Consider the following 12,517-nt stretch of genomic DNA (forward strand, 5'->3'; position numbering starts at 1 on the left):
CTGTTTCAGGAGTCCACGGTGCGGACCGCCCCGCACGCGAATGATTTGGTAGACCAGGGCTACCACTGGAACGAGTTCTCGTTACAGTGGGCGCAGTGCACGCCGAAGCGGAGATGGGGAGCCCATGACTCAGGTGACCGACCACGGTGGAGGCGTCCACAGCATCAAGGTGCCCATCCCTGACAATCCCCTCGGTCACACCCTGGTTCATCTCGTCGACACCGACCGGGGGCCGGTCCTCATCGACACCGGCTGGGACGACCCGGCCTCCTGGGACACCCTGGTCGCCGGGCTCGCCGCCCTCGGCACCGCCGTCGCCGACATCCACGGCATCGTCATCACCCACCACCACCCCGACCACCACGGGCTCTCCGGCCAGGTCCGCGAGGCGTCCGGGGCCTGGATCGCGATGCACGAGGCCGACACCGCGATCGTCCGGCGCACCCGGGAATCCGAGCCCGGCACCTGGCTCGACTACCTCACCCGCAAGCTCGCCGCCGTCGGCGCGCCGGAGGAGCACCTCGCCCCGTTGCGCGCCGCCCGCCGCGGCGGCCGGCCGCGGACCCTGCCGGGTCTGCGCGCCGCCCTGCCGGACCGGGAGATCGTCCCCGGTGAACTGCTCGGCCTCGCCGGGCGACGGCTGCGCGCCGTCTGGACCCCCGGACACACCCCGGGGCACGTCTGCCTCCATCTGGAGGAGCGGCATCCGGCGGACCTGGCGGGGCACGGGCGGTTGTTCTCCGGAGACCACCTGCTGCCGGGGATCAGTCCGCACATCGGGCTGTACGAGGACCCCGACGACACCACCGTCACCGATCCGCTCGGCGACTACCTCGCCTCGCTGGAGCGGATCGGCCGGCTCGGGGTGGCCGAGGTGCTGCCCGCGCACCAGTACGCGTTCACCGATGCGGGCGGACGGGTGCGGGAGCTGCTGGACCACCACGAGGAGCGCCTGACCGGGCTCCTCACCCTGCTCGCCACGCCCCTCACCCCGTGGCAGCTCGCGGAGCGGATGGAGTGGAACCGGCCCTGGGAACAGATCCCGCACGGCTCACGGTCCATCGCCGTCTCCGAGGCCGAGTCCCATCTGCGGCGACTGGTGAAGCTCGGCCGCGCCGAGGCCGCGCCCGGCGGACCCCCGGTGACGTACATCGCCGTCTGAGCCACCGTCGTCACGTACGCCCCCGGCCCCCCCGGCCACGGACCGGTAGAGTGGGCAGGTCGTCATCATGCCCGTACCGGGGGAAGCCGGTGCGAATCCGGCGCAGTGCCCCAGCCGTGACCCGTCCGCCCGACGGCAGCCGGACCGCCCGCCGCGGAGCGTGACCGGCTCGGGCCACCGGAACCCCGGTGGCCGGCACCGTCAAGGCATACGGGGCCGGAGCCCGGGGCCCTCGGGCGCCCGGGGAGTCCGGCCCTCGCAGGAGAGGCCCAGCCAGCCATGACCGTACGCCGCAGCGCAGCCGCGCTCGCGACCACCGCCGTGCTCCTGGGCGCGGCCGCACCCGTAGCGGTCGCCGCACCGAGCCCCTCCCCGTCGGCGGATCTGCCGGCCGGGCTCTACGGCAGCACGGACCCCACGTACGACGGGGTGTGGCGGCAGTCGCTGGCCTTCCTCGCGCAGAAGATCGAGTACGCCACTCCGGCCACCGCCGCCGTCGACTGGCTGGCGGGCCAGCAGTGCGACAGCGGGGCGTTCACCTCGTACCGGGACGCCGCCAAGCCCTGTGACGCCTCGACGGTGATGGACACCAACGCCACCGCCATCGCCGTGCAGGCCCTCGTCGAGATCAACCAGCGCCGCGACGAAGCCAACAACGGCGCGGACTGGCTGAAGTCCGTGCAGAACGAGGACGGCGGCTGGGGCTACAACCCCGGCAGCCCGAGCGACGCGAACTCCACGTCCATCGTCATCGGCGCACTGGCCCGGACCGGCGTCCCGGTCAACGAGCTCACCACCGCCGACGGCAGCACCCCGTACACCGCGCTCCAGTCCCTGGCCATCCCCTGCGGGGACAAGGACGGCGGCGCGTTCGCCTACCAGCCGGGCAAGAAGGGCGAGCTGACCGCCAATCCGGACGCCACCGCGGCCTCGGTGCTCGGTCTGATGGGCAAGGGCATCGCCTCCGGCACGTCCAACGCGGTCAAGGACCCCTCCTGCACGAAGGGCGACGACCTCGGCCCGGAGCAGACCGCCCAGAACGGCTCCTTCTTCCTCGCGGACGCCCTGAAGAAGTCGCCGTATCTGGAGCAGGCCCCGATGCCGGGCGCCGAGGACACCGAGCCGCAGCCCGACTACGGCAACACTGCGGACGCGGTCGTCGCGCTCGCCGCCTCCGGGCACACGGACAGGGCCGAGGCCTCCGTCGCCTGGCTGGAGAAGAACGCCACGGGCTGGGCGAAGCAGGGCGGCCCGGCCGCCACCGCGCAGCTGATCCTCGCGGCGCACGCCACCGGCGCGGACGCCCGCAGCTTCGGCGGCGTGGACCTCGTCAAGCAGCTCAACTCGATGGGCCCCGCCCCGGCCGCCACCGCCCTCCCCTCGCCCACACCGACCGGTCCGCAGCCCTCCAGCGGCACCAGCAGCGACGACGGCGGGCTGGGTCTCGGGTGGCTGATCGGCATCGGTCTCCTCGCCGGGACGGGCATCGGCTTCCTGTTGAGCATGCGCCGGAAGAAGCAGCAGCCGTGAGGCGTACGCCGGTCCCGGCGCGGCTACGGAATCCCGCCGTCGCTCCGCTGCGGAATGCCTTCGCCGCGCTGCTGGCCGCCCTGGTCGCCGCCTCGGCCGTCCTGCTCGGCGCGGGGAGCGCGGAGGCCGCCGGATACCGCTACTGGTCCTTCTGGGAGGGCAACGGCAAGAACTGGGAGTACGCCACCCAGGGACCCTCGCTGCTGCGCCCGGACGACGGCGCGGTCCAGGGCTTCCGGTTCGCCGTGAGCGAGGACTCGGGCGATGCCGCACAGCCGCGCCGCGCCCCCGACTTCGGGGCGATCTGCGCGGACACCCCTGCGAAGGACGGGGAGAAGCGGGTGGCGCTGGTGATCGACCCGGGTACGGCGGCGGACGCCCCTGACGGGGAGAAGCCGCCCGCCCCGCGCACGGCATGCGCGCAGGTCGCGCCGGACGCCAGCAGCGCCGAGGCACTCGCCTCGGTGGCGAAACCGCTGCGGTACGACAGCAGCGCCATGCTCTGCGCGATCTCGGGCTACCCGAAGGCCGGCTGCGGCGAGCAGGTTTCCGGCGAGGACGGCCGTGCGAAGCCGTCCGCCTCTGCGGGGACGGTCGATGCCTCGGAAACGGCCGATGCCTCGAACACGGCACAGGACGACGGAGACGGTGGCGGAGACGGCGGCGGTCCGTCCGTCGGGCTGCTCGTGGGCATCGGCGCCGTCCTGCTGCTGGGCGTCGCCGCCCTGGTCCAGGCCCGCCGCCGCCGGTGACCGCCTCCCCCGCCCCGGCTCCGGCCCGGCTGCTGCGCCGTGCCCTGCACGCCCCCGAGGCGGACCGCGGCAACGCGCTGCCCGCCGGGGCGTGGTGGCTGTGGGCGCTGGGACTGGCCACCGCCGCGTCCCGGACGACCAACCCGCTGCTGCTCGGGCTGCTGGTGGGTGTCGCGGGCTATGTGGTGGCGGCGCGGCGCACGGATGCGCCATGGGCCCGTTCGTACGGCGCGTTCGTCAAGCTCGGGCTGTTCGTCGTGGCGCTGCGTCTGCTGTTCTCCGTCTTCCTCGGTTCGTCGATCCCCGGCACGCACACCGTACTGACGCTGCCCGAACTGCCCCTGCCCGACTGGGCGCAGGGCGTGCGGATCGGGGGTCGGGTCACCGCCGAGCAGGTGGTCTTCTCGCTGTACGAGGGGATGAAGCTGGCCACGCTGCTGATCTGCGTCGGCGCGGCGAACGCGCTGGCCAACCCGGCGCGGCTGCTGAAGTCGCTGCCCGGTGCGCTGTACGAGGCGGGGGTCGCCGTGGTGGTCGCGATGACGTTCGCGCCGAACATGGTGGCCGATGTGGTCCGGCTGCGCACCGCGCGCCGGCTGCGGGGGCGGCCGACCGGTGGCGTCCGGGCCATGGCGCAGATCGGGCTGCCGGTGCTGGAGGGCGCGCTGGAGCGGTCGGTGGCGGTGGCCGCGTCGATGGACGCGCGCGGGTACGGGCGCACCGCCCGGGTCCCGGCCGCCGTCCGGCACACCACGAACGTCCTCACCCTGGGCGGGCTGCTGGGGGTGTGCGCCGGCACGTACGGGCTGCTGGCCGCGCAGGGGGCGGTGTACGGGCTGCCGTTGCTGGTGGCCGGGCTGGTCACGGCGATGGCAGGGCTGCGGCTCGGCGGGCGGCGCTCGGTGCGCACCCGCTACCGGCCGGACCGGTGGGGTGCCCGGGCCTGGCTGGTGGCGTGCTCGGGTGCGGCGGTCGCGGCGGCGATGATCTGGGCGGGCGCGGTGGATCCGGACGCGATGCGCCCCGGTGTCGTACCGCTGGCCGCTCCGGTGCTGCCGCTGTGGCCCGCGGCGGCGGTGCTGGTCGGGTTGCTGCCCGCGCTGGTCGCGCCCGTGCCACCGTCCTCGCACCGGGCAGGGAAGCCGTCCTCGCACGGGATCGGGAAGCCGTCCCCGCACAGGGCCGGAAAGCCGTCCTCGCACGGGACCGGGAAACAGGCTCGTATCGGCAAGGAGCAGGCGTGATCAGGTTCGAGCGGGTCTCCGTGCGGTACGAGTCCACGGCGCACCCCACGCTGTCCGGCGTCGACCTCACGGTCCCCGAGGGCGAACTCGTCCTGCTCGTCGGACCCTCCGGTGTCGGCAAGTCGACTTTCCTGGGTGCGGTCTCCGGGCTCGTCCCGCACTTCACGGGCGGACTGCTGTCGGGCCGGGTCACGGTGGACGGTCGCGACACCCGTACGCACAAGCCCCGCGAACTGGCCGATCTGGTCGGCACGGTGGGCCAGGACCCGCTCGCGCACTTCGTCACGGACACCGTCGAGGACGAGCTCGCGTACGGCATGGAGTCGCTGGGGCTGGCCCCCGACGTGATGCGCCGCCGGGTCGAGGAGACGCTCGACCTGCTGGGCCTGGCCGAGCTGCGCGACCGGCCGATCGCGACCCTCTCGGGCGGCCAGCAGCAGCGGGTGGCGATCGGTTCGGTACTCACCCCGCACCCGAAGGTGCTGGTACTGGACGAGCCTACCTCCGCGCTGGACCCGGCGGCGGCCGAGGAGGTCCTCGCGGTGCTCCAGCGGCTGGTGCACGACCTGGGCACGACCGTGCTGATGGCCGAGCACCGGCTGGAGCGCGTGGTGCAGTACGCGGACCAGGTGATCCTCCTGCCCGCCCCCGGCGCCGCCCCCGTGATGGGGCCGCCCGCCGGGATCATGAAAGTGTCCCCGGTACGGCCGCCCGTGGCCGAGCTGGGTCTGCTCGCGGGCTGGGACCCGCTGCCCCTGTCGGTACGGGACGCCCGGCGCGGGGCGGGCGGGCTCCGGGAGCGGCTGGCGGACGCCTCGCCGCCCGCGCCCCCGGAGGCGCCAGAGACTCCGGGGACTCCGGGGACTCCGGGGACTCCGGGGACTCCGGAGGCGCCCGTTCCGGTCGCTGCCGAGCCGCCACGGACCGGCCGGTTCGCCCGGCTCCTGGGACGCGGGGCCGGCGCCCCGGCCACCCCGGCCGTCGATCCGGTCACCCGGGTGGACGGGCTCGGGGTGCGGCGCGGTCGGGTCGAGGCGCTGCGGCGGGTGACGCTCACCGTGGCCCCGGGCGAGACGGTGGCCCTGATGGGCCGCAACGGGGCGGGCAAGTCCACGCTCCTCGGGGCCCTGGTCGGCATGATCGAGCCCACCGCGGGCACCGTGCGCGTCGGCGGCCTGGCCCCGGCCCGGACGGACCCCCGGGCGATGGTGCGCCGGGTCGGCCTCGTACCGCAGGAGCCGCGCGATCTGCTGTACGCGGACACGGTGGCCGCCGAGTGCGCCGCCGCCGACCGGGACGCGGGCGCGGCGGCGGGTTCCTGCCGGGCGCTGGTGTCGGAGCTGCTGCCGGGCGTCGGGGACGACACCCACCCCCGGGACCTGTCGGAAGGCCAGCGGCTCGCGCTGGCCCTGGCGCTGGTGCTGACGGGCCGGCCGCCGCTGTTGCTGCTGGACGAGCCGACACGGGGCCTGGACTACGCGGCGAAGGCCCGTCTCGTCGGCGTGCTGCGCTCCCTGGCGTCCGAGGGGCACGCGATCGTCCTGGCGACACACGACGTGGAGCTGGCGGCCGAGCTGGCGCACCGGGTGGTGATCCTCGCCGACGGGGAGGTCGTCGCGGACGGCCCGACCGGGCGGGTGGTGGTCTCCTCGCCCGCGTTCGCCCCGCAGACGGCGAAGATCCTGGCCCCGCAGGAGTGGCTGACCGTGTCCCAGGTGCGCGGCGCGCTGGAGGCGGGAGCGTGAGCGGCACGAAGGAGGTACGGGAGCGGGCGGCCCGGCCCGTGCGGCTCGGGCCGAAGTCGGTCGCCGTGCTGCTGCTGACCGGGGCCATCGGCGCGGTCGCCTTCGGGTGGCCGCTGCTGGCGGACGCCGGGTCCGGACTGGCGCACGCGCGGGACGCGCCCTGGCTGTTCGCGGCGCTGCTGCCCTTGCTCGTCGCCGTGGCGGTGGCGACGATCTCCGAGTCCGGCATGGACGCGAAGGCCGTCGCGATGCTCGGGGTGCTGGCGGCGGTCGGGGCGGCGCTGCGCCCGCTCGGGGCCGGGACGGCGGGCCTGGAACCGATGTTCTTCCTGATGGTGCTGAGCGGGCGGGTGCTGGGCCCCGGTTTCGGTTTCGTGCTCGGCTCGGTGACCATGTTCGCCTCGGCGCTGCTGACCGGCGGGGTGGGGCCGTGGATGCCGTTCCAGATGCTGTCGATGGGCTGGTTCGCCATGGGCGCGGGGCTGCTGCCGGGAGCGGACCGGCTGCGCGGGCGGGCGGAGTCGGCGATGCTGGCGGCGTACGGCTGCGTGGCGGCGTTCGCGTACGGCACGGTGATGAATCTGCAGGGCTGGACGCTCATCGCCGGGCTGGGGTCGGGGATCTCGTTCGTCGCGGGCGACCCGCTGAACGAGAACCTGGTGCGCTTCCTCGCCTACTGTGCGGCGACCTCACTGGGCTGGGACCTGGGGCGGGCGGCGCTGACCGTGATCCTGACGGTCACGATCGGCCCGACGCTGCTGAAGGCGCTGCGCCGGGCCACCCGTCGCGCCGCCTTCGACGCGCGCGCCGTGTTCGGGGGGCCCGAGAGCCCGGGACCGGCCCCGGGCTCACCGGGCAGGGACACCGGGGTCACAGCCGCTGAATGATCGTGCCCGTCGCCAGGGCCCCTCCCGCACACATCGTGATGAGCGCGAACTCCTTGTCACGCCGTTCCAGTTCGTGCAGGGCCGTGGTGATCAGCCGGGCGCCCGTCGCGCCGACGGGGTGGCCCAGCGCTATCGCTCCGCCGTTGACGTTGACCTTCTCCAGGCCGTCGAGGTCCCCCTCGAACTCCTGCGCCCAGCTCAGCACCACCGACGCGAACGCTTCGTTGATCTCGACGAGGTCGATGTCCCGCAACGTCATGCCCGCCTTGCCGAGCACCGCCCGGGTCGCGTCGATCGGACCGTCCAGGTGGAAGTGCGGGTCGGAGCCGACCAGGGCCTGGGCCACGATCCGGGCCCGGGGCCTGAGCTTGAGGGCCCGCGCCATGCGCTTGGAGGACCACATGATCGCGCAGGCGCCGTCCGATATCTGCGAGGAGTTGCCGGCGGTGTGGATCGCGTTCGGCATGACGGCCTTCAGCCCGGCGAGCGCCTCCATCGAGGTGTCGCGCAGCCCCTCGTCCCGGTCGACGAGCCGCCACATGCCCTGGCCGGCCGCCTGCTCCTCCTCGGTGGTCGGGACCTGGACGGCGTACGTCTCGCGTTTGAAGCGCTCCTCCGCCCAGGCGGCGGCCGCCCGCTGCTGGGAGAGCAGGCCGAGCGCGTCGACCCGCTCCCGGGTCAGGCCGCGCTTGCGGGCGATACGCTCGGCGGCCTCGAACTGGTTGGGCAGGTCGACGTTCCACTCGTCGGGCCAGGGCTTTCCCGGGCCGTGCTTGGAGCCGCTGCCCAGCGGCACCCGGGACATCGCCTCGACGCCGCAGCTGATGCCCACGTCGATGACCCCGGCGGCGACCATGTTGGCGACCATGTGGGAGGCCTGCTGCGAGGAGCCGCACTGGCAGTCGACGGTGGTGGCGGCGGTCTCGTACGGCAGTCCCACGGACAGCCAGGCGTTGCGGGCCGGGTTCATGGACTGCTCACCGGCGTGGGTGACGGTGCCGCCGACGATCTGTTCGACGCAGTCGGCCTGGATGCCGGTGCGGCCGAGAAGTTCACGGTAGGTCTCGCCCAGCAGATAGGCGGGGTGCAGGTTGGCGAGTGCGCCTCCGCGCCTGCCGATGGGAGTGCGTACGGCTTCGACGATGACGGGTTCCGCGGCCATGAGCTCGTCCTCTCCTCGCGCTTCCGCAGGGGGCGTCCCGGCGCCCGCGGAAGGAACTGGTACGCGTTCTAGTTCTGCTAGCAGTCTCGTGACGGGGCCCCGACTGCGCAAGGGGCGTGCACGCACCGCGCGTGCGCCCCTCCGGCGGGACGGCGGGCGCGCACCGGGTCCGGAGGCAACGGATCCGACCACGGCCCTTGCCACTTGCAGAACTCGTTACTACCTTGCGGAGAACTTCTGATGGAGCGTCAGACAGTGGCGGCCGTCCGGCTGTTCGCCGACTGTTCCGGAGTGGAGAGGTGCCCATGCGCTGCCCCCATCTGCCCGACGGGTTCGACTTCACCGATCCCGACCTCCTCCAAACCCGGGTGCCGCACCCGGAGTTCGCTCTGATGCGGGAGACCGCGCCGGTCTGGTGGTGCACCCAGCCCCACAACATCTCCGGGTTCGGCGACGAGGGCTACTGGGCCGTCACCCGTCACGCGGATGTCAAGTACGTCTCCACCCACCCCGAGTTGTTCTCCTCGAACACCAACACCGCCGTCATCCGCTTCAACGAGACGATCAGCCGCGACCAGATCGACGTCCAGAAGATGATCATGCTGAACATGGACCCGCCGGAGCACACCCGGGTCCGCCAGATCGTCCAGCGCGGCTTCACCCCGCGCGCGGTGCGCTCCCTGGAGCGGGCCCTGCGCTCCAGGGCCCGCTCCATCGTCGAGACCGCCCTGGCGTCCGCCGGCACCGACGGCTCCTTCGACTTCGTGACCGACATCGCTGTGGAGCTCCCGCTCCAGGCCATCGCCGAGCTCATCGGCGTACCGCAGGAGGACCGTGCGAAGATCTTCGACTGGTCCAACAAGATGGCCGCGTACGACGATCCGGAGTACGCGATCACCGAGGAGGTCGGCGCCGAGGCGGCGATGGAGATCGTGGCGTACTCGATGAACCTGGCGGCGGCCCGCAAGGAGTGCCCGGCCCAGGACATCGTGAGCCAACTCGTCGCGGCGGAGGGTCAGGGGAACCTGTCCTCGGACGAGTTCGGGTTCTTCGTGATCCTGCTCGCGGTGGCCGGGAACGAGACGACCCGTAACGCGATCAGTCATGGCATGCACGCCTTCCTCACCCACCCCGAACAGTGGGAGCTCTACAAACGGGAGCGCCCGAAGACCACGGCCGAGGAGATCGTGCGCTGGGCGACCCCGGTCGTCTCCTTCCAGCGGACCGCCACCCAGGACCTGGAGCTGGGCGGTCAACGGATCAGGAAGGGGGAGCGGGTGGGGCTGTTCTACTCCTCGGCCAACAACGACCCCGAGGTGTTCGACGCCCCCGAGACCTTCGACATCACCCGCGACCCCAACCCGCACCTCGGGTTCGGGGGCGGCGGCCCGCACTTCTGCCTGGGCAAGTCGCTGGCCGTGATGGAGATCGACCTGATCTTCAACGCCATCGCCGACGTGCTGCCGGACCTGCGACTCCTGAAGGACCCGCGGCGGCTGCGTTCTGCCTGGCTCAACGGGATCAAGCAGCTCCAGGTGACCACGGTCGCGGCCACCTGACACCGGCTGTACGGTGCCGCCCGGATGGTGCCGCACCGTGCGGTCCGGTGCCGCCCGGATGGCGGGCGGCACCGGCCGGGCGGACCGCGGAACACGCGAGGATCCATGCCGAAGGGGTGCCGGGACGGTTCGCCAGCCGTCCCGGCACCCCTTCGGCGCGCTCCGCCCGACGCGGCCGGGCCGACTGCTCGCCGCCGGACCTGCCGCCTACTTGCCGCCGACCTGCTCGGCCGCTTCGGCGTCCTCGGCGCTCACCTCGGCGTCCGCCGAGCTCACCTCGGCACCCCGCTTCACGCTCCGGGTCTGTGCCGGGATCGGGATCGGGGTCGGTGCCGAGCTCGGGGTCGCGGTGCCGGGATCGGGATCGGGGTCGGGGTCGGTACCGGGCTCGGGGTCGGATGCGGGGTCGGGGCCGGATGCGAGCTCGGGGCCGGCGGGGTGTGACGACGTCCGCGCGGGTTCCGCCGTCCGCTCCTCGCCGGTCTGGAGCCTTCGCGGCCCCGCCAGCAGATACGTCAGCCCGAAGCCCATCGCCACGACGAGTGCGCCGCCCGCCGCGTCGAGCACCCAGTGGTTGGCGGTGGCCACGATCGCGGCGATCGTGAAGAGCGGGTGCAGCAGGCCGAGCGCCTTCATCCAGAGCTTCGGGGCCAGCATCACGATCACCACACCGCACCACAGCGACCAGCCGAAGTGCAGCGACGGCATCGCCGCGTACTGGTTGGTGACGGTGGTCAACGTCCCGTAGTCGGGCTTCGCGAAGTCCTGCACCCCGTGGACGGTGTCGATGAAGCCGAGGCCGGGCATGAGCCGGGGCGGGGCCAGAGGGTAGAGCCAGAAGCCGACGAGAGCGAGCAGGGTGGCGAAGCCGATGGACGAGCGGACCCAGCGGTAGTCGGCGGGGCGGCGCACGTACAGCACGCCGAGGATCGTCAGCGGGACGATGAAGTGGAACGTGGAGTAGTAGTAGTCGAAGAACTCACGCAGCCAGCCGATCTGCACGACCGTGTGGTTGACCCAGTGCTCGATGTCGATGCGCAGCCACTGCTCGATGGCGTGGATCTGCCGGCCGTGCTCCTCGGCGAGCGGGCGGCCCGCCCTGGCCGCGAGACGAACCTGCGCGTAGGCGTCGTAGACGACCCGGATGAGCAGGAGTTCCAGCAGCAGGTTGGGGCGGGTGAGGACCCGACGCCAGAACGGCAGGAGCGGCACGCGTCTCCAGCGCGCCGCGACCGGTTTCGCGTGGTCGGTGGGGACCGGGTGCTGCCAGTACGGCGAGGTGCGGGACACGAACGGGGCGAGACAGGCCGCGCCGAGCGCCACGAGGAGCAGCGCGTTGTCCCGTATCGGGTAGAGCGTCTCGATGTTCGGCAGCAGCATCGTTGCCGGCAGGATGACGACCAGCAGCACCACGGACGGCCAGACCAGCCGGTCGGAGGCCCGCTTGCCGACCTTGCCGACGACCGCGAGGAGCACCCAGAGCAGCTGGTGCTGCCAGGCGGTCGGCGAGACGGCGACCACGACACAGCCGGTCACGGCCACCGCGAGGAGCAACTGTCCGTCCTTCGCGTACCGCACCGCGCGCCGCAGCCCGACGACCACGACGGCGGCGGAGAGCACCAGGAACAGGGCGATCTCCACGGGGCCTTCGAGGCCGAGCCTGAGCAGCGCCCCGTGCAGGGACTGGTTGGCGAGGCTGTCCGGCCGCTCCCCCAGTCCGGCACCCGCGAGATGGTGCACCCAGTACGTCCACGAGTCCTTCGGCGCCGCCGCCCAGGCGGCGGCCGTGGCGAGGGCGAAGGTCACGCCCGCGCTCACCGAAACCTGCCGTCTGCCCGTCAGCCAGAGCAGAGCGGCGAAGAGCAGCAGCATCGGCTGGAAGGCGGCGGCGAGGCCGACGAGAACGCCCGCCGCCCGGTGCTCCCGGACGACGAAGCAGGCCAGGAGCACCAACAGGACGGGCAGGACGCTGGTCTGGCCCAGGTGCAGGGCGTTGCGGACCGGCAGCGACAGCATGAGCAGGCTGATCGCGACGGGGGCCGCGAGCAGGGCCGTCCGGCGGCCTACCGGCGAGGGCAGGGCCCGGGCCGCGACGAGGCCGAGGGCGACGACGAGCAGCAGGGACCCGAACGTCCACGCGATGCCCAGGGCCTCCTGGGCCGAAGCGGTGAGAGGTTTCAGGACCAGCCCGGCGAAGGGCGTGCCGGTGAACCGGCCGCTGTCGTACAGCGAGCCCGTCACGTGCAGGACACCGTTCTCCCCGATCCAGGTCTCCAGATCGAGGAGCCGCTCCCCCGGTGGCTGCCGGAGCACCACCGCCACCTGCCGTACCGCCAGCACGGCCACGACCAGCCAGAGCAGGGCCCGGGTCAGCCCGGCCCCCGCTCCCGTGTCCGTCGCCGCGTCACCGCGCACACTGTGATCCGCATTCACCACGCTGCGCCGACCCTCCCACCGTTCCATGCATCGCCACTTC

At 73.1% G+C, this 12,517-nt stretch carries 9 protein-coding genes; 7 read left to right on the top strand and 2 right to left on the bottom strand.

Features of this window, described 5'->3' with window-relative positions:
- Nucleotides 1-124 precede the first annotated feature (124 nt).
- From ACZ60Q_RS02150 to ACZ60Q_RS02175, 6 genes are all read left to right on the top strand, one after another.
- A complete protein-coding gene (locus ACZ60Q_RS02150) occupies nt 125-1,162 on the top strand; it encodes an MBL fold metallo-hydrolase (RefSeq protein ID WP_469627035.1) in 1,038 nt (345 codons plus the stop codon).
- A 279-nt stretch (nt 1,163-1,441) separates the two neighbouring features.
- Nucleotides 1,442-2,692, top strand: a complete 1,251-nt coding sequence (locus ACZ60Q_RS02155) for a prenyltransferase/squalene oxidase repeat-containing protein (protein ID WP_469627038.1) — start codon at nt 1,442-1,444, stop codon at nt 2,690-2,692.
- Nucleotides 2,689-3,444: an SCO2322 family protein gene (locus tag ACZ60Q_RS02160; RefSeq protein ID WP_469627041.1), complete on the top strand. Its 756-nt coding sequence runs from the start codon at nt 2,689-2,691 to the stop codon at nt 3,442-3,444. Before ACZ60Q_RS02155 ends, ACZ60Q_RS02160 begins: the two co-directional genes overlap by 4 nt.
- Entirely contained in the window at nt 3,441-4,688 is a 1,248-nt protein-coding gene (locus tag ACZ60Q_RS02165; protein WP_469627044.1) for an energy-coupling factor transporter transmembrane component T, read from the top strand. The genes ACZ60Q_RS02160 and ACZ60Q_RS02165 overlap by 4 nt, the downstream gene beginning before the upstream one ends.
- Nucleotides 4,685-6,433, top strand: a complete 1,749-nt coding sequence (locus tag ACZ60Q_RS02170; RefSeq protein ID WP_469627047.1) for an ABC transporter ATP-binding protein — start codon at nt 4,685-4,687, stop codon at nt 6,431-6,433. Before ACZ60Q_RS02165 ends, ACZ60Q_RS02170 begins: the two co-directional genes overlap by 4 nt.
- A complete protein-coding gene (locus ACZ60Q_RS02175) occupies nt 6,430-7,320 on the top strand; it encodes an ECF transporter S component (RefSeq protein WP_469627050.1) in 891 nt (296 codons plus the stop codon). The genes ACZ60Q_RS02170 and ACZ60Q_RS02175 overlap by 4 nt, the downstream gene beginning before the upstream one ends.
- On the opposite strand, the gene ACZ60Q_RS02180 is transcribed toward ACZ60Q_RS02175, so the two are convergent.
- Nucleotides 7,304-8,482 (bottom strand): steroid 3-ketoacyl-CoA thiolase, encoded by a 1,179-nt coding sequence (locus ACZ60Q_RS02180; RefSeq protein WP_469627053.1) that lies wholly within the window; start codon nt 8,480-8,482, stop codon nt 7,304-7,306. The genes ACZ60Q_RS02175 and ACZ60Q_RS02180 overlap by 17 nt on opposite strands.
- 305 nt (nt 8,483-8,787) lie before the next feature.
- Here ACZ60Q_RS02180 and ACZ60Q_RS02185 point away from each other — a divergent pair, with 305 nt between their 5' ends.
- Nucleotides 8,788-10,041, top strand: coding sequence for a cytochrome P450 (locus ACZ60Q_RS02185; RefSeq protein WP_469627055.1), 1,254 nt, complete (start codon nt 8,788-8,790; stop codon nt 10,039-10,041).
- A 207-nt stretch (nt 10,042-10,248) separates the two neighbouring features.
- On the opposite strand, the gene ACZ60Q_RS02190 is transcribed toward ACZ60Q_RS02185, so the two are convergent.
- Entirely contained in the window at nt 10,249-12,504 is a 2,256-nt protein-coding gene (locus tag ACZ60Q_RS02190; RefSeq protein ID WP_469627060.1) for a bifunctional glycosyltransferase 87/phosphatase PAP2 family protein, read from the bottom strand.
- Between the last annotated feature and the right edge of the window lie 13 nt (nt 12,505-12,517).

This window comes from Streptomyces sp. NPDC104313, from assembly GCF_055583985.1.

What these genes read in the sequence shown, in the direction of transcription:
- ACZ60Q_RS02150 (WP_469627035.1), top strand. Translation starts at nt 125, where the DNA reads ATGACTCAGGTGACCGACCACGGTGGAGGCGTCCACAGCATCAAGGTG.
- ACZ60Q_RS02155 (WP_469627038.1), top strand. Translation starts at nt 1,442, where the DNA reads ATGACCGTACGCCGCAGCGCAGCCGCGCTCGCGACCACCGCCGTGCTC.
- ACZ60Q_RS02180 (WP_469627053.1), bottom strand. Translation starts at nt 8,482, where the DNA reads ATGGCCGCGGAACCCGTCATCGTCGAAGCCGTACGCACTCCCATCGGC.
- ACZ60Q_RS02185 (WP_469627055.1), top strand. Translation starts at nt 8,788, where the DNA reads ATGCGCTGCCCCCATCTGCCCGACGGGTTCGACTTCACCGATCCCGAC.
- ACZ60Q_RS02190 (WP_469627060.1), bottom strand. Translation starts at nt 12,504, where the DNA reads ATGGAACGGTGGGAGGGTCGGCGCAGCGTGGTGAATGCGGATCACAGT.